The organism is Janthinobacterium foliorum (assembly GCF_978021625.1).
The window spans coordinates 1-24,462 of the sequence record NZ_CDXDQE010000009.1 but is presented as its reverse complement, the minus strand read 5'-3'; the positions used below and the strand labels follow the sequence as shown (position 1 = coordinate 24,462).

At 65.1% G+C, this 24,462-nt stretch carries 22 protein-coding genes and 1 pseudogene; 11 read left to right on the top strand and 12 right to left on the bottom strand.

All coding sequences use genetic code 11. The features are described from left to right. Positions 1-105 precede the first annotated feature (105 nt). A complete protein-coding gene (locus tag ACZ92H_RS18155) occupies positions 106-1,104 on the top strand; it encodes an HDOD domain-containing protein (RefSeq protein WP_465050501.1) in 999 nt (332 codons plus the stop codon). Between the two features lie 40 nt (positions 1,105-1,144). Here the strand turns inward: ACZ92H_RS18155 and ACZ92H_RS18150 are convergent, their stop codons facing one another. The 8 genes from ACZ92H_RS18150 to ACZ92H_RS18115 all read right to left on the bottom strand — a co-directional run bounded on the left by ACZ92H_RS18150 (position 1,145) and on the right by ACZ92H_RS18115 (position 9,365). Further along, positions 1,145-1,846: an ABC transporter ATP-binding protein gene (locus ACZ92H_RS18150; RefSeq protein WP_131377464.1), complete on the bottom strand. Its 702-nt coding sequence runs from the start codon at positions 1,844-1,846 to the stop codon at positions 1,145-1,147. 4 nt (positions 1,847-1,850) lie between these two features. Further along, complete coding sequence (locus ACZ92H_RS18145) at positions 1,851-2,564, bottom strand: ABC transporter ATP-binding protein (protein ID WP_131377111.1); 714 nt, start codon at positions 2,562-2,564, stop codon at positions 1,851-1,853. After that, a complete protein-coding gene (locus ACZ92H_RS18140; protein ID WP_465050500.1) occupies positions 2,557-3,531 on the bottom strand; it encodes a branched-chain amino acid ABC transporter permease in 975 nt (324 codons plus the stop codon). Before ACZ92H_RS18140 ends, ACZ92H_RS18145 begins: the two co-directional genes overlap by 8 nt. Then, entirely contained in the window at positions 3,528-4,400 is an 873-nt protein-coding gene (locus ACZ92H_RS18135) for a branched-chain amino acid ABC transporter permease (RefSeq protein WP_131377105.1), read from the bottom strand. The genes ACZ92H_RS18140 and ACZ92H_RS18135 overlap by 4 nt, the downstream gene beginning before the upstream one ends. 103 nt (positions 4,401-4,503) lie before the next feature. Further along, positions 4,504-5,670, bottom strand: coding sequence for an ABC transporter substrate-binding protein (locus ACZ92H_RS18130; RefSeq protein ID WP_465050499.1), 1,167 nt, complete (start codon positions 5,668-5,670; stop codon positions 4,504-4,506). A gap of 112 nt (positions 5,671-5,782) precedes the next feature. Further along, complete coding sequence (locus ACZ92H_RS18125) at positions 5,783-7,324, bottom strand: class I adenylate-forming enzyme family protein (protein ID WP_465050498.1); 1,542 nt, start codon at positions 7,322-7,324, stop codon at positions 5,783-5,785. 11 nt (positions 7,325-7,335) lie between these two features. Next, positions 7,336-8,490 carry an acyl-CoA dehydrogenase family protein gene (locus ACZ92H_RS18120; RefSeq protein WP_131377097.1) on the bottom strand — a complete coding sequence of 385 codons (1,155 nt, stop codon included), beginning with the start codon at positions 8,488-8,490 and terminating at the stop codon, positions 7,336-7,338. A 50-nt stretch (positions 8,491-8,540) separates the two neighbouring features. Beyond that, entirely contained in the window at positions 8,541-9,365 is an 825-nt protein-coding gene (locus tag ACZ92H_RS18115) for an IclR family transcriptional regulator (protein ID WP_465050497.1), read from the bottom strand. A gap of 274 nt (positions 9,366-9,639) precedes the next feature. Here ACZ92H_RS18115 and ACZ92H_RS18110 point away from each other — a divergent pair, with 274 nt between their 5' ends. Both ACZ92H_RS18110 and ACZ92H_RS18105 read left to right on the top strand, forming a co-directional pair. Then, on the top strand, positions 9,640-11,646 hold the full coding sequence (locus tag ACZ92H_RS18110) for a TonB-dependent receptor plug domain-containing protein (RefSeq protein WP_465050496.1): 2,007 nt from the start codon (positions 9,640-9,642) through the stop codon (positions 11,644-11,646). Positions 11,647-11,679: 33 nt separating this feature from the next. After that, a complete protein-coding gene (locus ACZ92H_RS18105) occupies positions 11,680-12,219 on the top strand; it encodes a molybdopterin-dependent oxidoreductase (protein WP_465050495.1) in 540 nt (179 codons plus the stop codon). Between the two features lie 56 nt (positions 12,220-12,275). Here ACZ92H_RS18105 and ACZ92H_RS18100 read toward each other — a convergent pair whose 3' ends face one another. Genes ACZ92H_RS18100 through ACZ92H_RS18090 form a run of 3 tightly spaced genes read right to left on the bottom strand, consistent with a single transcriptional unit; the run spans position 12,276 to position 15,166 of the window. Next, complete coding sequence (locus ACZ92H_RS18100) at positions 12,276-13,205, bottom strand: alpha/beta hydrolase (RefSeq protein ID WP_465050494.1); 930 nt, start codon at positions 13,203-13,205, stop codon at positions 12,276-12,278. Beyond that, complete coding sequence (locus ACZ92H_RS18095) at positions 13,202-14,068, bottom strand: alpha/beta fold hydrolase (RefSeq protein WP_465050493.1); 867 nt, start codon at positions 14,066-14,068, stop codon at positions 13,202-13,204. Before ACZ92H_RS18095 ends, ACZ92H_RS18100 begins: the two co-directional genes overlap by 4 nt. A gap of 36 nt (positions 14,069-14,104) precedes the next feature. Next, positions 14,105-15,166, bottom strand: coding sequence for a sugar phosphate isomerase/epimerase family protein (locus ACZ92H_RS18090; protein ID WP_465050491.1), 1,062 nt, complete (start codon positions 15,164-15,166; stop codon positions 14,105-14,107). A gap of 140 nt (positions 15,167-15,306) precedes the next feature. Here ACZ92H_RS18090 and ACZ92H_RS18085 point away from each other — a divergent pair, with 140 nt between their 5' ends. Continuing rightward, entirely contained in the window at positions 15,307-15,906 is a 600-nt protein-coding gene (locus tag ACZ92H_RS18085) for a TetR/AcrR family transcriptional regulator (RefSeq protein ID WP_465050490.1), read from the top strand. Between the two features lie 25 nt (positions 15,907-15,931). Here ACZ92H_RS18085 and ACZ92H_RS18080 read toward each other — a convergent pair whose 3' ends face one another. Further along, a complete protein-coding gene (locus ACZ92H_RS18080) occupies positions 15,932-16,303 on the bottom strand; it encodes a flagellar basal body protein (protein WP_465050489.1) in 372 nt (123 codons plus the stop codon). A gap of 260 nt (positions 16,304-16,563) precedes the next feature. On the opposite strand from ACZ92H_RS18080, the gene ACZ92H_RS18075 reads away from it, so the two are divergent. From ACZ92H_RS18075 to ACZ92H_RS18045, 7 genes and pseudogenes are all read left to right on the top strand, one after another. Further along, complete coding sequence (locus tag ACZ92H_RS18075; protein ID WP_465050488.1) at positions 16,564-17,658, top strand: alpha/beta hydrolase family protein; 1,095 nt, start codon at positions 16,564-16,566, stop codon at positions 17,656-17,658. 112 nt (positions 17,659-17,770) lie between these two features. Next, on the top strand, positions 17,771-19,279 hold the full coding sequence (locus ACZ92H_RS18070; protein WP_465050487.1) for an NYN domain-containing protein: 1,509 nt from the start codon (positions 17,771-17,773) through the stop codon (positions 19,277-19,279). A 140-nt stretch (positions 19,280-19,419) separates the two neighbouring features. Further along, a complete protein-coding gene (trhA, locus tag ACZ92H_RS18065; protein ID WP_131377069.1) occupies positions 19,420-20,037 on the top strand; it encodes a PAQR family membrane homeostasis protein TrhA in 618 nt (205 codons plus the stop codon). A 108-nt stretch (positions 20,038-20,145) separates the two neighbouring features. Further along, on the top strand, positions 20,146-21,027 hold the full coding sequence (locus tag ACZ92H_RS18060; protein ID WP_131377066.1) for a LysR substrate-binding domain-containing protein: 882 nt from the start codon (positions 20,146-20,148) through the stop codon (positions 21,025-21,027). Positions 21,028-21,036: 9 nt separating this feature from the next. After that, complete coding sequence (locus tag ACZ92H_RS18055; protein WP_465050486.1) at positions 21,037-21,276, top strand: hypothetical protein; 240 nt, start codon at positions 21,037-21,039, stop codon at positions 21,274-21,276. Positions 21,277-21,841: 565 nt separating this feature from the next. After that, the gene (locus ACZ92H_RS18050; RefSeq protein ID WP_465050485.1) at positions 21,842-24,211 is read left to right on the top strand and encodes a membrane-bound PQQ-dependent dehydrogenase, glucose/quinate/shikimate family; all 2,370 of its coding nucleotides are present in this window, start codon (positions 21,842-21,844) and stop codon (positions 24,209-24,211) included. A 142-nt stretch (positions 24,212-24,353) separates the two neighbouring features. Further along, positions 24,354-24,462, top strand: a pseudogene (locus tag ACZ92H_RS18045) (IS1595 family transposase); the annotation flags it as partial.

Sequence of the window (24,462 nt, the reverse complement as noted above, 5' to 3'; positions counted from 1 at the left end):
GCAGGAGGACAAGGCCGGCCACGCCGTTCGCACCGATGCGGCTGCCATCAAGTAAAATCGCGGCGCGGATGTCGCGATAGTGATGCATATGGGGCAAGAAGAGCAATGGGTTGGATAGGAAAATTACTGAACGGCGGCGACGACAAAAACAAGCTGGCGCCCGCCACGGCAGCGGCGGCGCCCGAACCGGCAAGGCAGCCAGCGAGCATCGCTGAAATCGATGCCGTTTACTACCGCTGGCTGGCGGCCGCGGGGGCGACGCAGGCGACAAAGCAGGCGGAACAGCAGATCCTGGACGAATTGACGCGCCTGGCCCGTGAACCGGTCGCTGGTGCCGCGCTGGTGCCGCGCATTCCCGCCATCATTCCGCAATTGATGCGTTCCTTGCAGGATGAAAACATGAGCGCGGCCGAATTGTCGCGCCAGCTGGCCCAGGACGTGCCGCTGGTCGCCGAGGTCTACCGGGAAGCGAACCGGCCCCGCTACCATTCCCGCTACAACGCCAGTCCGTCGATCAACAACATGGAAGGCGCCATCATGCTGCTCGGGCAGAACGGCATGCGCATGCTGTTGGCCCGCGTCGCCTTCCGTCCCATCGTCAGCATGCAGAGCGGCGGGCTGACCATCCGCACGGCGCCGCTGATCTGGCGCCAGTCCGAGAAATGCGCGCTGGCCGCCAACCTGGTCGCGCCCGCCATGCAGGCAGACGCCTTCGACGCCTACCTGGCGGGACTGATGGCCAACGTCGGCCTGGTGGTGGCATTCCGGCTGATCGACCAGATGCATGCGCCCGATGCCTTTCCGCAATCGGACGCCTTCATCGCCCAGGTGTTTGCGCAAGCGCGCATCCTCTCCGTGCGGATCGCCGAACTGTGGGAGTTCCCCGATTCCGTGACCCGCGCGATCGGGCAGGCCGCCGCTGATGCCCGCGCCGATGCCGATCCGCAGGCGCGAGCGCTGGCGCAGGGCGAACGCTTGAGCAAGCTGCGCATGCTGGTCGATACGGGCCGCTTTCCTGCCGACGATCCCTTCGTGATGGCCGGACTCGGCAAGAGCGAGCTGCTGGTGTTCGACAAGCTGGCCGACGACGAAGACGAGGAGTGACGGCCGCAGGCCGTCACGATGGGCGTGCGGTGGATATCGCTCAGCGCGCAAAGTACAGCGCGTGCAGGTGCTCCAGGTCGACCTCGGCAGCGGCCTGCGACAGCGCCACCTTGCCGCTTTGCATCAGGTACACATGGTCGGCCACGCCCACGGCGCGCGCCGTGTTCTGTTCCACGAGGATGATGGTGCGCCGGCCGTCGTTCAGGCGCGCGAGGATCTCGAACAACTCGTTGACCACCAGCGGCGCCAGGCCCAGCGACGGCTCGTCGATGATCAGCAGCGACGGGTCCGACATCAGTCCGCGCGCCATCGCCAGCATCTGCGCCTCGCCGCCGGAGAGCGAGCCGGCCAGCTGCCTGCGCCGCTCGTGCAGGCGGGGGAACATGGCGTAGGCTTCGGCCAGGCGCGCCGGCATGTGGCGGCGGTGCTCCTTGGGAAACGCCCCCATGATCAGGTTTTCTTCCACGCTCATGTCGCGGAACGTCATGCGTCCCTCGGGGATCATGGTGACCCTCGCGTCGCTCATTTTCCAGGTGGGCGTGCCGTTGATGGCGTGGCCGTCGAGCGCGATGCTGCCCGCGCCCACGGGCAGCAGGCCCATGATGGCGCGCAGCAGGGTGGTCTTGCCGGCGCCGTTCGGGCCGATGATGGTGGTCAGCTTGCCCTTCCGGATCGACAGCGAGACATCCCACAGCACGTTGATGGCGCCATAGCCGGCGCGCAGTTTGCTTATTTCCAGCATCGTTTCAGGCATGGGCTGCTCCCGTGTAGCTTTCGATGACGGCCGGATCGCGGAACACGGCATCGGGCGTGCCGTCGGCGATCAGCTGGCCAAAATTGAGCACGGCCACGCGCTGGCACAGATTGCTGATGGTCTCGATGTCGTGCTCGATCATGACGATGCCCACGCCAAACTGCGCATGCAAGTCCTTCAGCATGCCCATGAAGCGGCGCTTGCCGTTCGTTTCCAGCCCCGCCAGCACTTCGTCGAGCAGCAGCAGTTTCGGGTTCGTCGCCAGCGCCTTGGCCACTTCCAGCGCTTTGAGTTCCGTCAGCGCCAGTTCGCTCGCCGCGTCGCGCTGCGCCTTGTCCGCCAGGCTGGTGAAGTCGAGGATTTCATCGATCTTGCGCTGGTCCACCTTGCCCGTGCCGAAGCGCTGCGCCACGACGAGGTTTTCGCGCACCGTCAGTTCATGCATGGGCTGCGGGATCTGGAAGGTGCGGCCCAGTCCCAGGCGCGCGCGCTGGTACATGGGCGTGGCCATGATGTCGCGGCCCTCGAAGCGGATGCCGCCGCCGGTGGGGCGCACCAGACCGGAAATGGCATTGAACAAGGTGGTCTTGCCGGCGCCGTTCGCGCCCACCAGGCCAATGACGTCATGGCTGCCCACGTTCAGGGTGACGCTGTCGACGGCCGTCAGGCCGCCGAAGCGCACGGAGACATTGTCGAGTTCAAGCATGGGCTTTCTCCTTGGCGCTGAACGCTTTTGTCAGCCATTTCTGCAGCAGCGGCAGCAGGCCGTTCGGGCTGAAGACGATCATCGCCACCAGCAGCACGCCCAGCACCAGCTGGTGCCCGGTCGGAATCAGCGATTTGAAGATCAGCTGGTCGACCAGGTAGACCGCCACGGCGCCCAGCACGGGACCGAGGATGGTGCGGTAGCCGCCGAAGATGGCCGCCACGATCGGTAGCGTCACCCACAGGCTGTTGAAGGCGTAATCGGGTTCGAGGAAGTTGATGTAGTGGGCGTTGAAGGCGCCGAACAGGCCCGCCATGAAGGCTGACACCAGCAGCATGGCGCCTTTCAAAAGAGTGCTGTTGACGCCGACGACGCGCGTGGCGTCCTCGCTGTCATGCATGGCGCGCAGGGCGATGCCGTAATGGCTGGCGCGGATGCGGCTATAGGCAAATGCGCAGCACACCACCAGGGTCAGCACCACCAGGTAGGCGCCCGTCTTGCTGGCCAGGTCGAAGCCGAAGACGCTGGGCAGGGCGGGGATGTTGTTGACGCCGCCGGCGCCGCCCGTGACGGAACTCCATTCCGTGGCCAGGATGCGGAAGATGTGCGCGTAGGCGAGGATGGCCAGCGCAAAATACGGCCCGCGCAGGCGCAGCACGGGCAGCATGATGACGGCGGCGATGGCCGCGCCGGCGCCGCCCAGCAGCATGGCGGCAAACACGGGCAGGCCCAGTTTCACGGTCGTCAGGGCGGAGACGTAGGCGCCGACGCCGAAGAAGGCGGCGTGGCCGAAGCTCACCATGCCGCCCAGGTTGCCCAGCAGGGCCCAGGACATGGCCACGCCGCCGATGATCAGGGCCGCCACCACCATGCTCATGACATACTGGTTGGCGCCCAGCGCCAGCGGCACGGCGACATACGCGGCCAGCAGCAGGCCCGCCGTTGCAATGACTGTCGAACGCTTCATCCGCGCCTCCGTTGTGCGCCGAACAGGCCGTTCGGCATGATGAACAGGACCAGCAGGAACAGCACCATGCCGGACAATTCCTGCAGCGCGGAGCTGGCCAGGGTGACGGTCAGCGCCTCGGCCACGCCCAGCAGCACGGCGGCGAGCAGCACGCCGGGGATGGAGCCAATGCCGGCCAGTACCGTGATGATGAAGGCTTTCACCGTCAGCGCGCCGCCGTAGGCCGGCTGGATCACGCCATAGCTGAACAGGGCCACGCCCGCGAAGGCGGCCAGGATGCCGGCGACCAGGAAGGACACCAGTTCCGTGCGGCCCGGGTCAATGCCCATCAGCTTGGCTGCATCGCGGTTGCTGGAGACGGCGCGCACGGCGCGGCCATACCAGCTGGTGGACAGCCAGCGCCACAGGGCCGCCATCAGCACCAGGCTGACGCCAAAGAAGATCACTTCGCTGCGCATGCTGAAGAAGGGGCCGATTTCAAAGCCTTCCTGCAGCCAGCTCGACGACGTCGAGCGGATGTCGGCCTTCCATACCAGCAGGATGAAATTGGTGAGGATGACGCCGATGCCGTAGGTGAGGATCAGCGAATTGATTTCGCGGTCCTTCTTGATGCGGCTGACGATCAGGTAAACGCCCACCGACGCCAGGCTGACGATCACCAGCGCGATGGGGATGGCGAACATGGGACCGAGGCCCAGTCCCGACTCCACGCTGTAGGCGATGTAGGCGGCCAGCAGCACCAATTCGCCGTGCGCCAGGTTGATCACTTTCATGGTGCCGAACACCAGCGCCAGACCCAGCGCGATCAGGGCGTAGGAGCCGCCCTGCAGCAAGCCCGAATACAGGGCCTGCAAGATTAATTCCGTCATGTCGTCATCCCGTCAGGCAGGCCGGCGCATCGCGCGCGACGCGTGGCGCTGCCGTTCATCGGTGCGTGCCGTGGCACGCGCGTGTGCAGCGGGAGGCTGCGGCTTACCAGGGCACGGCCGGATACATCAGCTTGCCCGTGGCCTGTTCCCTGGGCCAGACGATCACCACTTTCTTGTCCTGGTGCTGCGCCATGCGGTGCACGAAGTTCTGGTTGTCGCCGTTGGCGGCAAACTGCACGCGGCCGATCAGGGTCTCGCGGTCCGTCTTGCGCATTTCCTCGGCCACGCCGCCCTTCTTGATGGTGCCCTTGTCGGCCGCGCGCGCGATGGCTTCGAACAGCAGCATCGACTGCACATAGCCGAACTGGCCCAGGTAGTCCGGTTCCTTCTTGTACAGCTGCTTGTAGGCGTCGCTGAAAGCCTTGCCGTCGGCCGTCTTGAATTCCGTGGGGAAGGGCAGCAGGGCCGTGCCGAAGACGTTCGGCATCAGGTCGGGGAAGTCGGCCGCCATTTTTGGGGTGGCCAGCGACCATACGCCCACCATGGCCTTGATCTTCGGTTTGAGCACGCGGGCGGCACGGATGATGCCCACATAATCGTTTTCATAGCCGACCATGGCCACCACTTCGGATTTGTCCTGCAGCTTGATCTTGTTGATGATGGGCTTGAAGTCGGTGATGGCCGGGTCGAACGAGTGCGTCGTCACTTTCACGCCCTTGGCCGCCAGGGCTTTTTCCACGTCCCTGGCCAGGCCCGTGGTGGCGTCCTTGGTCGAGTAGATGATGGAGACGGACTTGGCGCCCACGTCGGCAAGCATGCCCAGCATGGCTTTTTCGTAGCCGGCCGTGTTATTGATGCGGAAAAAATTCTTGCGCCCGCTGGCCACCAGGCTGTCGTCCACGCCGCCCGAGGTGATGTAGACCAGGCCCAGCTTGTTCGCCGTGTCCGAGGCGGGCGAGATATTGTTCGAGCCGTAGCCGCCCGTGATGGCCACGACGCCCTGGCTAGCCAGCTTTTCCACGGCGGCGATGGCCTTGGCCGGCGCCGATTCGTCGTCGACGGTGACGATCTTGACCTTGTGCTTGCCGTTGGTCTTGTTGAACACTTCGGCCGCGACCATGATCCCTTCCTGCATGCCCGCGCCGACGCGCGCCAGGTTGCCCGTCAGGGGGATTTCCGCGCCGACCAGGAATTCGTCGGCGCTGGCCTGCGTCATCCAGGCGCTGGCAACCAGCGCTGCCATCGCGATGCGTGTGTATGTGCGTTTCATCGTGTCTCCTCCGGTGATGTGACTTGATCTGCCGGCGCCAGGATCGGCGCCCGCAAAACTACCCGCCTGGCTTTTATTGTCGGGTCTCTTGAAACCAACTGCAATGCCGCATTTATTCTCCGCGCTGCGCCATCTGGCGCAGCTGTCCTTTTAAAATCTTGCCGGTCGCCGCCGCCGGCAGTGCTTCCATGACGATGATGGCGGACGGGCATTTATAGGGCGACAAGGTCTGCGCCAGGTAATCCTGCAATGCCTGTACCGTCACGGGATGCTGCGGGTCCAGTTCCACGTAGGCGATGACATCCTCGTTGCCATCGCTCTGTGTACGGCCCACCACGGCCGACTGCACCACGGACGGGTGGGCGTTCAGGGCCGTTTCCACTTCCAGCGGATACACATTGAAGCCGGAGCGGATGATCAGTTCCTTGGTGCGGCCGACAATGAACAGGGCGCCGCCGGCTTCCTGGCGCGCCATGTCGCCCGTATTGAGCCAGCCGCCATCGCGCATGGCGGCCGCCGTCATGGCCGCTTCGCGGTAATAGCCGGCCATGACGTTCGGCCCGCGTACCCACAATTCGCCCGGCTCGCCCGGCGCCACGTCGATGCCATCGAGGCTGACGACGCGCACCTCCACGCCGGGAATCGGCGTGCCGACGGAATCATCCATGCGCGGCGCTTCCAGGCGCGTCTGGCTGATGGTGGGCGCGCTTTCCGTCATGCCGTAGCCGTTGTGCAGCGCGGTGCCCAGCAGCTTTTCCACCGCGTGCTTGAGCGACGGCGCCAGCGGCGAGCCGCCCGCGTACGCAAAGCGCAGCCGCGTGGACAGCGGCGTGTCCGCGCCGCCCAGGGTTTGCAGCAGCTTGGCGTACATGGCGGGCACGCCCTGCACGATGGTCAGCTCGTCGTCCTTCAGCGCCGACAGCAGGCCATCGACGGAAAAACGCGGCACCAGGTACAGGGCGGCGCCCGCGTACAGGGTGCCCAGGGCCACGGAGGCCAGGCCATACACGTGCGAAATGGGCAGCACGCCATACGCGCGGTCGCTGCGCGTCAAGCCGCGCAGGGTGCTGGAAACGGCGGCGATGAACAGCAGGTTGCGGTGCGTGAGCATCACGCCTTTCGACTGCCCCGTCGTGCCCGTCGTGTATATCAGCGCGGCCACCTGTTCGTTGCCGGGCACGCCCGCTTCCACGATGGCAGCGTCGTTCAATTCGCCCGCCAGCAGCCGGCCCATGCCGTCGACGGTGACGGCGCTGGCCGCGCCCAGACGTGCGGCGTGCGCGGCCGCTTCCGGCGAGGCATCGCCCAGGAACAGCACGCGCCGCGCGCTGGCATGCGTGGCGATGGTATCGATCTCGCGTGCCGACAGCCGCGCATTGACATTGACGATCCAGGCGTCGATGCTGGCGGCCGCAAAAATCAGCGCCACCTGCAGCGCGCAATTTTCGCCCACCACCATCAGGCGGTCGCCGGCGCGCACGTCCAGCTCGCGCAGCAGCCGTGCCGCATTTTCCACAGCGTGCTGCAGCTGGGCGTAGGTCCAGCTGCGGCCGTTTTCATGCAGCGCCGGCGCGTCCGGCGTGCGCGCGGCCCAGTGGGCGGGAATGGCCGACAGGCGCGCCGGCAAGCCTGCCAGCAGGGCTGGAATGTCCATCGCGGCCTCCTTCACTTTTGCGCTGCCTTGATCATGTTGCGGGCGATGACGATCTGCTGGATCTGCGTCGTGCCTTCGTAGATGCGGAACAGGCGCACGTCGCGGTAGAAGCGCTCGGCCGCGTATTCGCTGATGTAGCCGGCGCCGCCGTGGATCTGCACGGAACGGTCGGCCACCCTGCCGCACATTTCGGAGGCGAACAGCTTGCAGCACGACGCTTCCGTCGAAATGTCTTCCTTGTTGTCGCGCCGGCGCGCGGCGTCGAGCACCATGCTGCGCGCCGCGTAAATCTCGGCCTTGCTGTCGGCCAGCATGGCCTGGATCAGCTGGAATTCGGCGATGGGCTGGCCGAACTGCTGGCGCTCCATGGCGTAGGCCAGGGCGTCGGCCAGCATGCGTTCGGCCGCGCCCACGCAGACGGCGGCGATGTGCAGGCGGCCCTTGTCGAGCACTTTCATGGCCGTCTTGAACCCCACGCCTTCCTTGCCGCCGATGATGTTCGCGGCAGGGACGCGGCAGTTCTCGAAGATCACGTCGCAGGTATGCGCGCCTTGCTGGCCCATTTTTTTATCGATCTTGCCCAGCGAGAGGCCGGGCGTGTCCTTTTCCACGATGAAGGCGGAAATGGCCGAGGCGCCCCGCTTGACGGGGTCCGTGCGCGCCATGACGGTAAAGATGCTCGCTTCGGGCGCGTTGGTGATATAGCGCTTGCTGCCGTTGAGGATATAAAAATCGCCTTCGCGCACGGCCGTCGTGCGCAGGGACGCCGCGTCGGAGCCGGAACCGGCTTCCGTCAGCGCGAACGAGCCGATGATCTCGCCGGCCGCCAGCTTGGGCAGGTAGTATTGTTTTTGCGCTTCCGTGCCGTCGATGACGATGCCTTGCGAGCCGATGCCGTTGTTCGTGCCGATCAGCGAGCGGAAGGCAGGCGAGGTACGGGCGATTTCAAAGGCGACGCGCACTTCTTCTTCCATGCTCAGTTCCAGGCCGCCGTAGGCTTCCGGGATGGACAGGCCGAACAGGCCCAGTTCGCGCATCTGCGCCACGATGGCGGGCGGGATGGCGTCCGTTTCGGCCACCAGCGCCTCGTTTGGCACCAGCACTTCGCGCACGAAGCGGGCAATGCTGTCGAGCAGGATGTTCAGGGTTTCTTCGTCGCGTATCATCGGGGTCCTCGGCGCTATGTTTGGAACGGTAATCAAGAGGGGGGCGCAGTCTAACCGCGTCCCAGGTTTTTTTCCACTGTCTTGACCAGGGCCGCCAGGCGCGGTCCCAGGTCGGTTTCGAGTTTTTCGCGCGACAGCAGAAAGGCGGGGCCGCCGCAATTGAAGGCCATCACCTGTTCGCCATCGGCACCCAGCATGGGCACGCCGACGGCGTGCACGTCGTTCTGCCATTCGCCGGCCGAGATGCAAAAGCCCCGGTCCTGGTAATCCTTGAAGCCTTGCTCGATACCCGCCTTGATGCGCGGCCAGCGTTCCGTCTCGTGCAGCCTGGCGTGGTCCATCAGGTAGTCGCGTTCGGCCTGCGGCAGGATGCACAGCAGGGCCTTGCCCATGGCCGTCGTCATCAGCGGGATGCGCGAGCCGACATCAAGGCGCAGGGTGACGTTGGCGCTGCTGCGGCAGGTTTCCACGTAGACCATGCTGAGGCGGTCGCGCGTGCCCAGCGAGACGGAGGCCTGCGCGTGCTCGGCCAGTTCTTCCATCAGCGGGCGCGCCATCTTGCGCACGTCCAGGTTCGACAGCATGCGGTAGCCGAGGGCCAGCACGCCGGCGCCCAGCTGGTACTTGCCCAGGCTGTCCGAGTAATTCAGGTAGCCGAGTTTCGTGAGGGTATAGGTCAGGCGCGAGATGGTCGGTTTGGGGATGGCCGTGCGCTTGGCCATGTCCGCATTCGACAGGAACACTTCGCCCGGGCGGAAGCAGCGCAGCACTTCCAGGCCCCGCGCCAGCGCGTTGACGAACTGGCGGTCCTTGCCTTCCTCGTCGTCGCTGAAGACGATGAGTTCCGGATCCGTTGCGGCTTGAATATTTGTCATATTGGTATTCATTGTCACGCTCCCTGGAAACCAGTTTGCCTAGCCAAAACAGCCGTGTCAATCGTTTTGTGAAACATTCGTTCGCACAGCGAAATGGTGCGCCGCATAAAAATCGCCAGAAAAATTGACCTGCGCAAGCGTTGCAGCGCTTGTCGCTTGAGCATCGCTATATACGTCTGTATATTGCGCTGTTGGGTGACGGCCGCCGCGCGGGTGGCCGCTTTTTTGAATATCGCTATATAAGACGATATATAACGAGAGTGGAAAGATTTAGATGATGTTGAAACAGGTAATGGCAGGCGCCGTGATGCTGGCGCTGGCGCAGATGGCGCAGGCGCAGATGCAGCAAATGGCGGGCAAGGACGATGCGGAGGCGGCGGCGCCGTTCGTGCTGGGCACGGTGACGGTAATTGGCCAGCGCGACCCGGCAGGCCAGCAGGAGCAGCAAGTGGGCACGCAAGTGAGCCGCGCCGAGATGCGCCGCTTCAACCGCGACAACGTGGGCGACGCCTTGAACCTGCTGTCGGGCGTGACGCTGTCGACCAATTCGCGCAACGAGAAGACCGTGGCCATCCGCGGCTTCGATGCGCGCCAGGTGCCGCTGTATATCGACGGCATTCCCGTCTACGTGCCGTATGACGGCTACGTCGATTTCAACCGCTTCACCACAGCCGACCTGGCCGCCATCCAGGTGGCCAAGGGCTTCAGCTCCGTGGCCTACGGCGCCAATACCCTGGGCGGCGCCATCAACCTGGTGTCGCGCAAGCCGACGGCGCGCCTGGAAGGCGACACGGCGATCGGTTTCGGCTCGGGCAGCGAGCGCCAGATGTCGGCCAACGTGGGCACGAACCAGGGCCTGTGGTATCTGCAGGCGGGCGTGTCCTACATCGACAGCGACGGTTTTCCCATGTCGTCCGATTTCCGCCCGACGGCCACGGAAGACGGCGGCACGCGCAACAACGCGTATCGCAAGGACCATAAATTGTCGTTCAAGGTGGGCGTGACGCCCGATGGCGCACGGGCGGGCGACGAATATGCGCTCAGCTACTACAAGCAGCATGGCGAAAAGGGCCAGCCGCCGTCGACTAATCCCGCCGGCGCGCGCTACTGGCAGTGGCCGTACTGGAACAAGGAAAGCGTGTATTTCGTCTCGCAGACGCGCCTGGGCGAAGCCGAACGCCTGAAACTGCGCCTGTACCACGACAGCTACGACAATGAAATCACCTCCTACACGAACGGCAGCTACACGACCCTGAAAACCAGCGGCCAGGGCAGCGTCAGCGGAGGGCGCAGCATCTACAACGACCGCACGAATGGCGGCGCGGCGGAACTCGAATCGTTCCGCCTGGCCGCGCACAGCCTGCGTCTCGTCGCCAGCTACAAGGCCGATGAACACCAGGAACTCGACGCCAAGGGCGTGCGCAACACCTGGTACAAGGATGCCCTGTGGACCCTGGGCGCGGAAGACAGCATCGCCCTGACCGGGACGACGGAACTGTCGCTGGGCGTCTCGCGCAACGCCCTGCGCCCGGACACCGTCTACAGCGCCGGCAACGCCTATACCTTGCCAGGCAATCAGGCGGCCACCGACTTGCAGGCGGGCCTGTTCCGCAAAATGGGTCCCGAGGCGAAGGTGTACGCCACCGTCGCGCGCAAGTCGCGCCTGCCGACTCTGAAGGACCGCTACTCGCAGCGCCTGGGCACGTATATCGAAAACCCGTTTCTGCGCGCGGAAGAGGCGATGAATTACGAACTGGGCTACCAGGCTAGCGTGCGCGGGCTGGCGCTTGACGCCGCCCTGTTCTACAGCGACGTGAAGGACAAGATACAGAGCGTGGCGAATGTGGCGGGCGCGCGCGCGCAGATGCAGAACGCGGGCAGGGCGCATATCAGCGGCGTGGAACTGGGCTTGCGCGGGCGCGCCGGCGCCTGGCTTGATTTCGGCGGCAACTACACGTACACGGACATGAAAAATGTCAGCGACCGCGCCATCCGCCTGACGGACGTGCCGCGCCACAAGCTGACGGCGCACGCCGTGCTGCACGCGGCGCGCCAGGTCGACGTGGTGGCGATCGCCGAATCGAACAGCGGCCGCTGGGTCTCGAACACGCTGGAACTTGGGGGCTTTGCCACCGTAAACCTGAAGGCCGTGTACCGCCCCATGCCGGCCCTGAGCCTGGAAGCCGGCGTGAGCAACCTGGGTGACCGCAATTACGCTCTGGCCGACGGTTTCCCCGGCGCGGGCCGCGCGTGGCTGGCCAATGCGCAGTACCAGTTCTGATTTTTTGACTTTTATTGAAGGGAAGGACACTGCATGATCAAGAAACTATTCGCAGCCTGCACGGCTGCTTCGCTGCTGGCCGCGGCACCGGCGTGGTCTGCCGCCCCCCCGCCGGCGCGCGACAACATGAGCCACGCGCTCAAGGTGACGGGCATGGTGGAAACGCCCTTGAACCTGACGCTGGCGGACTTGCGCAAGCTGCCGCCCGCCAATGGCGGAGAAATCGCCGTCACGCGCCACAATGGAGACAAGGCCGAGACCATCTCCAGCTATCGTGGCGTGCGCCTGCGCGACATCCTCGACAAGGCGGTGCTCGACGCGCCCGGCCACAACGACGTCAAGAAGATCGCCATCATCGCCACCGCCACCGATGGCTACGCGGTGGTGTTTTCCTGGGGCGAGCTGTATAACGCGCCGGCCGGAGAGGGCGTGATCGTCTACTATGAAAAAAATGGCAAGGCCCTCGACGACAACGATGGCGAGATCGCCCTGATCTCGGCGCAGGATATCCGCACGGGCCCGCGCCATGTGAAGTGGCTGAATGGCATCGAGGTGCGCAAGCTGGTGGAGTGATGCGCAGCTGATGGGAAAAAACGCGCCGCGGAGCCATCCCCGGCGCGTTTTTTTTGTTATGCCGCCAGCGCCGTGCGCATGGCCGGGCCGGCCACGTCGAACAGGCCGCGTGCTGCCGGCGTCAGGCCCAGCATGTGGATGGACGCATGGATCATGCCGTCGAGCCGCACGCATTGCGCCGCCACGCCATCGTCGCACAGGCGCTGCGCATAGGCCACGCCCTCGTCATGCAGCGGGTCGTATTCGCATACCAGCACCGTGGCCGGCGGCAGATCCTTGAGCGAGCCGGCCCGCAGCGGCGCCGCGTAGGCGTTCGCGCCGTCGGCCGGGTCGTTCAAATACGCGGACCAGCAAAAACGCATGGCTTCCCGGGTCAGCGAATGGCCTTCCGCATAGCGCTGGTAAGACGCCGTGTCGAAGGCGAAATCGAGCGCCGGGTACAGCAGCAGCTGGTGCGCCAGGGCAGGACCGGCCTGGTCGCGCGCCATCAGGGCCGCCGCCGCCGCCAGGTTGCCGCCGGCGCTGTCGCCGCCCACGGCCAGGCGCGTCGCATCGATGCCCAGCGCCGGTGCCTTGTCCGCGACCCAGCACAGGGCCCGGTAAAAGTCGTCCAGCGGCACGGGGAACTTGTGCTCGGGCGCCAGCCGGTAGTCGACGGAAAAGATCACGCAGCCGGTGGCATTGGCCAGCGCGCGGCACGGGTTGTCGTACAGGTCCAGCGAACACAGGCACCAGCCGCCGCCATGCGCGAAGACGATGGCGGGCAAGGGCTTGCCCGTCGGCGCGCCGGCCGGCACGTAGGCGCGCACGGTCAGCGCATGCTCGCCCGGCACGATGTAGTCGCGCACCGACGCGACATCTTCCAGTGGCCCGTGCAGCTGGCGCAGGCCTGTTTCCGTGGCGGCGCGCAGATCCGCCAGCGAAGCGGGCGGCGGCGCGTCTTTGGCCTGCGCCAGGAATGCGGCGATCAGCGGGTCGAGGCTCATGCGGGCTCTCCGGAAAGGAAGGGCAGCAGGTGGGCGATGAACGCTTCCGGCTGTTCTTCCATGATGAAGTGGCCGCATTCGGCCACGATGGCGCCTTGCAGGTTCCTGGCCTTGCCCTGCATGGTCAGCAGCGGCGCGTCGTTGGTGGCGTGGTCGGCGCCGATGGCCAGCACGGGCATGGACAGGCTGCGCTTGGCGCGCTCGAGGTTTTGCCGGATGGTTTCCGGAATCGCCCGGTAGTAGGCGAAGCCCGCGCGCAGGGCGCCCGGCGTGGCGTAGGCATCCGCATACACGTCGACGGCCACCTTGTCGCGGCGGTACGACCAGCGGTCCAGGATGAAGCGGATGTATTCGCGTTCCTTGCCGGCCGTGAGCATTTCCGGCAAATCGAGCACCTGGTTGAACATGAAGTGCCACAGGAAGATGTTGTCCGATGGCGCGACAAAAATGGGCGGCGCGGGCGCCAGGCCGGGAATCACCGCTTCCGTCAGCGCCAGTTTCGTCACGGCCTGCGGGAAGTCGCTGGCCAGCGCATAGCCGACCCACATGCCGATGTCGTGGCCGACGACATCGTACTGCGCATGGCCCAGGGCCAGCATGGCGCGGTGCAGGGTGGCGGCAACGGCGCCCGTGTCGTAGCCTCCGGCCGGGCGTTCCGAGTGGCCGCTGCCGGGCGGATCGATGGCGATGGCCTGGTAGCCCTGGGCCGCCAGGGCCGCCATCACATGGCGCCAGGCATACCAGGTTTGCGGCCAGCCGGGGATCAGCAGCACGGGTTTGCCTTCGCCTGCGATGACGCAATGCAGGCGCTGGCCGTCGATGCGCACGTAGTCGTGGGTGTGGTTGTCTTCATTCTGATGCATGGCAAGTCCTTGTATTGATTCAGTTAATTTGCTTGATTAGTTGTGCGTGATGCCCAGCAGGGTATTGATCTGTTGCGCGCTGACGGGGGCGCCGGCGAAGTCGTCGAAGATCTTGTCGGTGACGGGAATGATGTGGGCATTGATGAAAGCCACGCCTTCGCGCGCGCCCACCTCCTGGTCCTTCAGGCAGCATTCCCATTCCAGCGTGGCCCAGCCCGCGTAGTCGTTCTGCGCCATCTTCGAGAAGATGGCCTTGAAGTCGACCTGGCCATCGCCCAGCGAGCGGAAACGCCCGGCGCGGTTTTCCCACGACTGGTAGCCGCCGTAGATGCCTTGTCGTCCCGTCGGATTGAACTCCGCATCCTTCACATGGAACATGCGGATATGGTCCTTGTAGATGTCGATGAATTCCAGGTAGTTCAGCTGCTGCAGCACGAAGTGGCTGGGATCGAACAGCATCTTGCAGCGCGGATGGCGGCCCACGCGCTCGTAGAACATCTCGAAGCTGATGCCGTCATGCAGGTCTTCGCTCGGGTGGATTTCGTAGCACAGGTTGACGCCCTGTTCCTCGCACACGTCGAGGATGGGCAGCCAGCGGCGCGCCAGTTCGTCGAATGCCGCCTCGATCAGGCCGGGCGGGCGCTGCGGGAACGGGAACAGGTAAGGCCAGGCGAACGAGCCGGAGAACGTGCCCATGTCGGTCAGGCCCAGGCGCTTCGAGGCCATGGCCGCCAGTTTCACCTGCTCGATGGCCCAGGCCGTGCGCGCTTCCGGCTGGCCATGCAGGTGGGCCGGCGCAAAGCTGTCGCACAGCGCGTCGTAGGCAGGGTGCACGGCCACCAGCTGGCCGAGGATATGCGTCGTCAGTTCGCTGATGACGAGGCCATGGCCCGCCAGCATGGCGACCAGGTCGTCGCAGTATTGCTGGCTGTGCGCCGCTTGCGCCACGTCGAACAGGCGCGCATCCCAGGCGGGAATCTGCAAGGCCTTGAAGCCCATGCCGGCCGCCCATTCGGCGATGGCGGGCAGGCTGTCGAAGGGCGCCGTATCGGCGGCGAATTGTGCCAGGTGCAGGCTTGGTCCTTGGATGGTTTTCATATCGGCTCCTATTGTTTGTCGATCGACAAAGAATAGGCGAAATTTTCTGCGCGGTCAAGCCCGTGATGCAAAATAAATGGGGAACGCGCCGCGGGTGCCAGGCGTTATACTGGCCGCCAGTTTGTGAAAAGAGGGTAGACATGGCAGGAAGACCGAGGGAATTTGACCGCGCGCTGGCGCTGGAAAAAGCGCGCGACGCGTTCTGGACGCGCGGCTACGAAGGCGTGTCGATGGCCGACCTGGTGGCGGCGCTGGGCATCGCCTCGGCGCGCATCTATGCGGCGTTCGGCTCGAAAGAGCAGCTGTTCCGCGAAGCCGTGGAATTGTATGAAACGGGCGAGGGCGCCTTTGCCGTGCATGCGCTGGCGGCCAGCCTGAACGTGCGCGACGCCGTGGCGCGCATGCTGGAGGAAGCCGTGCTGCTATATACGCGCAGCGGGCAGCCGCAAGGCTGCATGGTGGTCACGGCGGCCACCAACACCAGCGCGGAAAACGCCGGCATCGCCGACTGGCTGGCGCAGCACCGCCGCGCGCGCACGCAAGCCGTCATCGAGCGCTTGCGCGCGGCGCAGCTGGCGGGGGAATTGAAGGAACAGGCGGACGTGCAGGCGCTGGGCGACTATTATGCGGCGCTGCTGCATGGCCTGTCGGTGCAGGCGCGCGATGGCATTCCCGCCGAACGGCTGCTGGCGCTGATCACGCCTGCCATGGCGCCGCTGGCGCAGGAAATGAAAAACTAGACTATCTTGCCGATAGTTACCCTGCTCAGGTCTTGACGTCGATCAGGCTGCCCAAGGCCTGGTCGGCCGCCTTGACGACATTCGCCGACAGGTTGAAACCGGCCTTGTAGACGAGATTGTCCGTCAGTTCGGAAGCCAGGCCCACGCCGTTCGGCCGGCTTTCGGCCGCCTTGGCCGCATTCGCATTGGCGCCGCTGACGCTTTCGCTGGCGGCCAGCTTGCGCCCTTCGACGGAGAGGGTGACGCCCGTGCCGGCCGGGCTGCTTTCCTGGAATTGGGCCTGCTGCGGCTGGAAGCCCGGCGTATTCGCATTGGCGATATTGTTGGCGGACACGTCCAGCGCGCGCTGGTTGGCGGTCAGCCCCGAGGTACCGGTGGTGAGGGCGGATATGGACATGGCAGCTCCTTCAGAAGGCCCCTAGTTTACTCCCACGCGGACACGATGTGGTTGGTGCAGGGCAACATTTTTCTGCGCTGGCGCTGGCCGTAAAAAAAGTTGTGGCATGTAACTTTTTAATATTGTCCTGTGGCATTTCACTGCCTAGACTGGCTGGGAAATCTTCCACGGAGCCGACCATTTCCCCCCTTGTCCGCCGCCTACTCCCCAGCTTGCTGCTTGGCCTGTGCTGTGTGCCCTTGCAAGCCCAGATTGTTCCTGTGACACTGCCGCTCGATGCGCGCTTGAACGAGCAGATCATCATGGTGCCGGCCGGCGACGGCATGCGCGAGGTGCTGGAAACGACCGTGTTTCGTCCCGGCGGCCCCGGCCCGTTCCCCCTCTTGCTGATGAATCATGGCAAGCAGGCGGGCCCGGCCAAGCTGCAGGCGCGCGAACGCTTCATCTATATGGCCACCGAATTCGTGCGCCGCGGCTATGCGGTGATGCTGCCCATGCGCGCCGGCTATGCCCAGTCCACGGGCGTTTACCGCGATGCCGGCTGCGACATGCTGGGCAATGCGCAGGGCCAGGCGCGCGACGTGCTGGCCGCGCTGGCATATGCGCGCCGCCAGAGCTGGATCGACCCGCAGCGCATCGTGGTGGCGGGGCAGTCGTATGGCGGCCTGGCGGCGCTGGCGCTGGCTACGCGGGCGCTGCCCGGGGTGCGCGGCGTGCTCAATTTCTCGGGCGGCCTGCGCGTCGATATGCCCGGCTGCGACTGGCAAGCGTCGCTGACCAAGGCCTTCGCCACCCTGGGCGCCTACAACCGCATCCCCAGCCTGTGGCTGTATGGCGCGAATGACTCGTATTTTGCGCCGGCGCTGGCGCGGCGCCTGTTCAATTCCTTCAGCGGGTCCGGCGGCCAGGCGGAACTGATGGCCTACGGGCCGTTCAAGCGCGACGCCCACCTGACCCTGGGCAGCCGCGATGGCGTGGCCGTCTGGCTGCCGCCCACCGAGCGCTTCCTGCAGCAGATCGGCATGCCGGTGCGCCAGGTCTACAGCGTGGTCGATCCGCCAGCGCCGCCCGAGACGCATTTCGCGCTGCTCGATGATATCGCCGCCGTGCCCTACCTGGCGGCGCCGGGCCGGGCCGCCTACCGCGCTTTCCTCGACAAGACGGCGCCGCGCGCCTTCGCCCTGTCGGCCAGCGGTGCGTGGGCCTGGGCCGAAGAAGGCGAGAGTCCCGACGTGCGCGCGCTGGCCTCGTGCCAGCGAAGCAGCAGCGCGCCGTGCCACCTGTATTCGGTCGACGAAAGCGTGGTCTGGCCTCTGGGCGGCGGCAGCGCGGCGGCGGCCGGCGGAGCGGAATAAGCCCCCGCGCACGATAGTTGTCGCCGAAACGGGCGGCGGGCGAATATACTAGGCGAAAAGGGAGGCCTTGCGCTTCCCGCCCGCCCTTATCATCAAGCGAGAATTCACCCTTATGGCGTCATCCCCAGAAAACCTCAGCATGGCCGTGTTTTGCGACTTCGAGAACGTCGCGCTCGGCGTGCGAGATGCAAACTACGAAAAATTCGATATCAAACCTATCCTGGAACGCTTGTTGCTCAAGGGCAGCATCGTTGTCAAGAAGGCATATTGCGACTGGGACCGCTATAAAAGCTTCAAGGGCACCATGCACGAGGCGAACTTCGAGCTGATCGAAATTCCCCATGTGCGCCAGTCCGGCAAGAATTCGGCCGACATCCGCCTGGTGGTCGATGCGCTGGACCTTTGCTACACCAAGGCCCACGTGAACACCTTCGTCATCATCAGCGGCGACTCCGACTTTTCGCCGCTGGTGTCGAAGCTGCGCGAGAACGCCAAGCAGGTGATCGGCGTGGGCGTCAAGCAGTCGACGTCTGACCTGCTGGTGGCCAACTGCGATGAATTCATTTTCTACGATGACCTGGTGCGCGAAAGCCGCCGCACGGCCGCCAAGCGCGACGCGCGCGACACGCCGGCCGCCAAGCGTTCGCCCGACGAGGAAGTGCGCCGCAAGGAAAAATACGAGTCGCGCAAGACGGAAGCGATCGAGATGGCCGTCGAAACGTTCGACGCGCTGGTTTCCGAGCGCGGCGACAGCGGCAAGATCTGGGCCTCGATGCTGAAGGAAGCGATCAAGCGCCGCAAGCCCGACTTCAGCGAGTCGTACTACGGCTTCCGCACCTTCGGCAACCTGCTGGAAGAAGCGCAGACGCGCGGCTTGCTGGAATTTGGCCGCGATGAGAAATCGGGCGCCTATGTCTACCGCAGCAGCGGCCTGGCGGCCGTGCCGGCCGCCGTGAACAGCGACGTGGCCAGCGAGGCGGGCGCCGCCGGCGAGACGCCCGTGACGGCGGAAGAGGGCAACCGCGAAGGCGGCAGCCGCCGCGAGTCGCGCCGCAATGGCCGTGGCGGCCGCAAGCAGAACGAGCATCGCCGCAACGAAGCGCCGCAGGCCTTCGTGCCCGTGGCCGACGCGGAAACGGTCGCCGTCGAAGAGTATGCGCCGGTGCCCCAGCCGGAAGTGCTGCATGAAGTGGCCGAGGCCGCAGTGGACGCAGTGGCGGAAGAGGGCAATGCCAAGCGCGGCTCGCGCCGCAACGGCCGTGGCGGCCGCAAGAATGGCGATGGCGCCCGCGAAGCGCGCGCCGAGGCTGTCGAGGCAGCGCCGGTGGTGGAAGCCGTGCCAGAGCCTGTATTTGAGCCGGTATTGGAGCCGGTAGCGCAAGCGGTAGTGGAAACGGTCGCCGAGACGAAGCCGAAAGCCAAGCCGCGCACGCCGGCCCGCAAGGCGGCAGCGGCGAAAAAACCGGCCAAGAAGGCGGCAGAGGCGGTTGTGGAAGCGGCGCCCGTGATGGTGGAAGCGGTGCCGGAGGATATCGCTGCCGTCGCCGAAGACAAGCCGGCCAAGGCGCCACGCAAGACGCCGGCCCGCCGTCCTGCGCGCAAGAAGGCCGAAGCGGCCTGATTGACACCCGCGCCTTCGCCGTGGGCAGGCCCGCCGGCCTGTCCCGGCCTTCGGCGTGCACCTGCCTTGGCCAGGCGCACGACCGCCAATCGCGCAAGCGTGTACGATGAGCCTGTCTTTAACGCGGCGGGCGGTGGTGCATGTATCACGGTGAACGGTTCAACAGCATTTCCCATACGGTGGGCGCCGCCCTGGCGGCCATCGGCGGCGTCCTCCTGATCGTCGTGGCGGCCCGCACGGGCGACCCATGGAAAATCGTCAGCTGCAGCGTCTACGCGGCCATGCTGCTGACCTTATATCTCACATCCACCCTGTACCACAGCGTGCGCGGCAAGGCCAAGGCCGTGCTGCAGCGGCTCGACCACTGCGCCATCTATCTGCTCATCGCCGGAACCTATACTCCCTTCATGCTGGTGACCTTGCGCGGGCCGTGGGGCTGGTCGCTGTTCGGCGTCGTCTGGGGCCTGGCCCTGATCGGCATCGTGCAGGAATATCTGTACGCCCGGGGGGCGCGCATCCTGTCGCTGGTGATCTACGTGGCCATGGGCTGGCTCATCGTCATCGGCATCAAGCCCCTGCTGGCGGCGCTCGAGTGGAACGGTTTTTTATGGCTGGTGGCGGGCGGCCTGTGCTACACGGGCGGCATCGTCTTTTATGCCACCGACCACAAGCTGCGCCACGGCCACGGCATCTGGCATCTGTTCGTGCTGGCCGGCAGTAGCTGCCATTTTGTCGCCATTTTGTTCTACGTTGCCTGAAGTAGCCTGCCGCCCTCACTGTTGCCATGATTCCACTATAATGGCGCGATATGTGAAGCATGGGCAAGAATAAAGCAGCAAGAATAAGGCAACAAGAATAAGGCAACAATGGATATCAATTCGGACGATCTGAAAATCTTCGTCACCGTCATCGACAGCGGCACCCTGAGCGCGGCCGCCGTGCACCTGGGACAAACCACTTCGGGCGTCAGCCGCGCCCTGTCCCGCCTGGAAGACAAGCTGGCCACCTCGCTGCTGACGCGCACCACGCGGCGCATGGAGCTGACGGAGGAGGGCCAGCTGTTCCTGGAAAAGGCGCGCGCCATCCTCGCCTCGATGGAAGACGTGGAGGAATCGATCCGCATCCGCCGCCAGAAGCCGGCCGGGCGCCTGTCCGTCGATGCCGCCTCGCCCTTCATGCTGCATTGCGTGGTGCCGCACGTGGCCGAGTTCCGCGCCATGTATCCCGAGATCCGCCTGGAGCTCACCAGCAACGACCAGATCGCCGACCTGCTCGAGCACCGCACCGACATCGCCATCCGCATCGGCGCGCTGGTCGATTCGACCCTGCATGCGCGCGCCTTGAGCGCCAGCCCGCTGCACGTGCTGGCCACGCCCGCCTACCTGGCGCGCCACGGCACTCCCGCCACGCCGGAAGAGCTGTCCGGCCATGCGCTGCTGGGCTTTGCGCAATACGAGCTGGGCAACAACTGGCCGCTGCGCCACGAGACGGGCAACAGCCTGCAGATCGTGCCCGCGCTGGCCGCATCCAGCGGCGAAACCCTGCGCCAGCTGGCCCTGCACGACCAGGGCATCGTCTGCCTGTCCGACTTCATGACGAAGGACGACATCGCCGCGGGCCGCCTGGTGAAGGTGCTCGAGCCGTTCTATACGGGCTACCGCCAGCAGATCCACGCCGTGTACTACCGCAATACGCAACTGGCGCAGCGCATCAGCTGCTTCCTCGAATTCCTGCAGCACAAGCTGTAGCCCGTGCGCATGGACGACGCCGGCATGCAATGTCCGACGTGCGGCGCATACGGCGATCTGCTGCGCGCCACGGTCCGCAAGACGGGGTGGCAGGCGATCGTCTGCACGGAATGCGATTTCCTGTGGCCGCATCCGGGACAGCCTGCCGACCGGGCCCGCGCCACGGACGTGGCTTCGTTCCTGGCGCTCGCCGGCCTGGATGACGACTGGGACGAACTTGCGCTCGGCGCGAGAGTGGCGCCGCCTTAGCGCTGTCATGCTCCTGCTTTCATTTCCCGTAGTACTACGTAAATACAAATGAATAGTTCAGGAGTATAGTATTCATTCGTATGGAATATGCCGGACCCGGCACATCGACCAAGGCGCTGGCGCCAGGCAGGGAAGGCGCGTCCTCTGCCGGCGCAGCTGGCAACATGCAGCGGTCGAAATGCGGGAGCTGGATGCCATACGGCGTGCTTCATGCAGCGCACGGTGCCGGGCGACGTTTATTGCCTGGTCCGCGGGCGCCGCGGTGGAGCGCATGACGGTGGTGCTGATCAAATGATGAGCGACTCCCCGACCCCGAGCCGTTTTTTTGTGCTCCTTCTCCTGGACCCACGCGCCCGACCCACGCGCCGCGCCGATCCGCTGATCCCACAAAAACAGTCGATCATGCTGGCACTGCCGTTATCTCTCTTGTCACCTTGAGCCTGCTGCACATGGCTCGGATGGCTGTGTATAGACTAACGGAGTACAACATAAAATGATGAATGATCTTCATTCAAAACCAGGGAATTCTTCAGCGGCAAATCTAGGCAGGATACTGTTTTCCCTCGTGGTCCTGCTGGTGGCGCTGGCGCTGGTGTATGGCGGCGGCAAGCTGCTGGGGCTGGGCGGATCGAGCTATTACTTGATCGCCGGCCTCGCTTATCTGCTCTTGGCCGTGCTCGTCTTCCTGAAAAAACGCAGCGGCACGGCGCTGTCCGTCCTCATCTTCCTCGCCACTTGCGTCTGGGCCTTGTACGAGGTCGGACAGCTCAGCTACTGGGAACTGCTGCCGCGCGTGGTCGTCCCGGCCGTGATCCTGATGTTCAGCCTGTGGGTAGGGGCGGCCTTGCCGGGCAGTTCCCTGCGCCGGAAGCGTGCCGCCAACTGGGGTGGACTGGGCCTGTTCGCGGCCTTGCTCGCCACCCTGGCCGCCGCGTTTTTCCCGCACGGCGTGATCGCCAATCCCGGCGCCAAGGCCGATGCGGTTGCCGGTACCCAGGCGTCCGATGGCGCGCCCGAGAACTGGGAATTCTTTGGCCGCGATGCCTCGGGCACGCGCTTTGCGCCCTACACGCAAATCACGCCGGACAACGTCAAGGACCTGCAAGTGGCCTGGACCTACCGGACGGGCCGCCGCACCACCGGTGCGGGCGCCGGCGTCGATGAAAACACCCCGCTGCAAATTGGCAACGTGCTGTATTCGTGCACGCCGGAAAATGTGGTGACGGCGCTCGACGGCGACACGGGCAAGCCGCTGTGGAAATTCGACCCGCACGCGAAAAGCGCGGAACACGTGACGTGCCGCGGCGTGGGCTATCACGACATCGACAAGGACAGCAGCCTGGGCGCGGCCGTCAAGGCATCGTATGCGCCGCAGGCGCAATGCCGCCAGCGCATCCTGGTGTCGTCCGTCGACGCCCGCCTGTTCGCGCTCGATGCGCACACGGGCGCCCTGTGCCAGGACTTTGGCGACCAGGGCTACGTCGACCTGAAGAAAGGCATGGGTCCGACGGAAAACAGCAAGCGCTATCATCCCACCTCGCTGCCGGTCGTCATGGGCCACCTGACGGTGGTGGGCGGCTGGGTGCGCGATATCATCGCCGGCGAGCCTTCCGGTGCCGTGCGCGCATTCGACGTGCTGACGGGCAAGCTGGTCTGGGCCTGGGATGTGGGCGCTCCCGAGAGTGCCGATGCCACCGCGCCGGCCCACCAGTTCGCGCTGGACACGCCGAACGTGTGGACCGTGCCGACCTATGACAAGGCCTTGAACCTGCTGTATCTGCCGACCGGCAATGGCCCGCCCGATTACTGGGGCGGCGACCGCAACGCCGTCAAGGAAAAATTCGGCACGGCCATCGTCGCCGTCGATGCCTCGACTGGCAAGGCCAAGTGGGTCTATCAGATGGTGCACCACGATGTGTGGGACTATGACCTGCCGTCGCAGCCCGTGCTGTACGACATGAAGAATGCCCAGGGCGAGAAGACGCCCGTGCTGATCCAGACCACCAAGACGGGGCATATCTTCGTGCTGGACCGCCGCACCGGCAAGCCGTTTACCCAAGTGGAGGAACGCGCCGTGCCGACCGCGCCGGCCGCCCACGGCGAGCATCTGTCGCCCACGCAGCCGTACTCGGTCGGCATGCCCGTCATCGGCGCCGATCCGCTGACGGAAAAATCCATGTGGGGCGTGACCACCTTCGACCAGCTGTATTGCCGCATCCTCTTCAAGGATTCCGTCTACGTGGGGCCGTTTACGCCGCCGACCGAAAAGCCGTATATCGAATGGCCGAGCTTGTTGGGCGGCATGAACTGGGGCGGCATGTCCATCGATGAAAACACGGGCATGATGTTCGTCAACGACATGCGCATGCCGCTGCGCATGTCGCTGGTGACGCAGGAAAATACCAAGAAGTTCAAGGTCTCGACCGATGAGGTGCCGGGTTTCATGGGCACCATCCGTCCGCAAGTGGCCGGCATCTATGGCGGCGTGAAGATCGACATCATGCAGTCGCCGCTGGGCGTGCCATGCAACAATCCGCCGTTCGGCAGCATGAGCGCCATCGACCTGAACACGCAGAAGCTGGTGTGGCAGGTACCGCTGGGCACGGTCAAGGACACGGGCCCGCTGGGCATCAAGACGCACTTGCCGATCCCGCTGGGCATGCCGACGCTGGGCGGCCCCACCTCGACGGCGTCCGGCCTGGTCTTCTTTGCCGGCACGCAGGATTACTATCTGCGGGCGCTCGATTCGGCCAGCGGCAAGGAAGTGTGGAAGGCGCGCCTGCCGGTGGGCGCCGTGGCCGCGCCGCTGATCTACAAGTCGCCTGCCAGCGGCAAGCAGTACGTGGTCATTTCCGCGGGCGGCATGAGCCATTCGCCTGACGTGGGCGACTACATCATCGCCTATGCCTTGCCCGATAGCCTCACGAAGAAATAATCCCCCGCGGTAGGATGTCACCCAATAATCCCCACTTGCTGGGGATTATTTTGGCTCTGTCCTCGTAAAATAGGGGAAATGCAGGAATCTTTCCTTGGCGCTGCTGTCTGACTCTGCATACCTACCACACAGGGAGCAGACCATGCAGCCAGCCGAATGGATCAGCTTTATCGCGCAGTTTGCGCAGTTGAACCGGCGCCAGCGGCAGGCGGGCATGGCCCTGCTGCGTGGCAACACGCCACACGACGCGA

Coding starts and splice junctions, on each gene's coding strand:
- ACZ92H_RS18125 (WP_465050498.1), bottom strand. CDS start 7,324: ATGGACATTCCAGCCCTGCTGGCAGGCTTGCCGGCGCGCCTGTCGGCC.
- ACZ92H_RS18130 (WP_465050499.1), bottom strand. CDS start 5,670: ATGAAACGCACATACACACGCATCGCGATGGCAGCGCTGGTTGCCAGC.
- ACZ92H_RS18155 (WP_465050501.1), top strand. CDS start 106: ATGGGTTGGATAGGAAAATTACTGAACGGCGGCGACGACAAAAACAAG.
- ACZ92H_RS18105 (WP_465050495.1), top strand. CDS start 11,680: ATGATCAAGAAACTATTCGCAGCCTGCACGGCTGCTTCGCTGCTGGCC.
- ACZ92H_RS18070 (WP_465050487.1), top strand. CDS start 17,771: ATGGCGTCATCCCCAGAAAACCTCAGCATGGCCGTGTTTTGCGACTTC.
- ACZ92H_RS18145 (WP_131377111.1), bottom strand. CDS start 2,564: ATGCTTGAACTCGACAATGTCTCCGTGCGCTTCGGCGGCCTGACGGCC.
- ACZ92H_RS18150 (WP_131377464.1), bottom strand. CDS start 1,846: ATGCTGGAAATAAGCAAACTGCGCGCCGGCTATGGCGCCATCAACGTG.
- ACZ92H_RS18100 (WP_465050494.1), bottom strand. CDS start 13,205: ATGAGCCTCGACCCGCTGATCGCCGCATTCCTGGCGCAGGCCAAAGAC.
- ACZ92H_RS18120 (WP_131377097.1), bottom strand. CDS start 8,490: ATGATACGCGACGAAGAAACCCTGAACATCCTGCTCGACAGCATTGCC.
- ACZ92H_RS18140 (WP_465050500.1), bottom strand. CDS start 3,531: ATGAAGCGTTCGACAGTCATTGCAACGGCGGGCCTGCTGCTGGCCGCG.
- ACZ92H_RS18115 (WP_465050497.1), bottom strand. CDS start 9,365: ATGACAAATATTCAAGCCGCAACGGATCCGGAACTCATCGTCTTCAGC.
- ACZ92H_RS18090 (WP_465050491.1), bottom strand. CDS start 15,166: ATGAAAACCATCCAAGGACCAAGCCTGCACCTGGCACAATTCGCCGCC.
- ACZ92H_RS18085 (WP_465050490.1), top strand. CDS start 15,307: ATGGCAGGAAGACCGAGGGAATTTGACCGCGCGCTGGCGCTGGAAAAA.
- ACZ92H_RS18135 (WP_131377105.1), bottom strand. CDS start 4,400: ATGACGGAATTAATCTTGCAGGCCCTGTATTCGGGCTTGCTGCAGGGC.
- ACZ92H_RS18110 (WP_465050496.1), top strand. CDS start 9,640: ATGATGTTGAAACAGGTAATGGCAGGCGCCGTGATGCTGGCGCTGGCG.
- trhA (WP_131377069.1), top strand. CDS start 19,420: ATGTATCACGGTGAACGGTTCAACAGCATTTCCCATACGGTGGGCGCC.
- ACZ92H_RS18060 (WP_131377066.1), top strand. CDS start 20,146: ATGGATATCAATTCGGACGATCTGAAAATCTTCGTCACCGTCATCGAC.
- ACZ92H_RS18095 (WP_465050493.1), bottom strand. CDS start 14,068: ATGCATCAGAATGAAGACAACCACACCCACGACTACGTGCGCATCGAC.
- ACZ92H_RS18080 (WP_465050489.1), bottom strand. CDS start 16,303: ATGTCCATATCCGCCCTCACCACCGGTACCTCGGGGCTGACCGCCAAC.
- ACZ92H_RS18055 (WP_465050486.1), top strand. CDS start 21,037: ATGGACGACGCCGGCATGCAATGTCCGACGTGCGGCGCATACGGCGAT.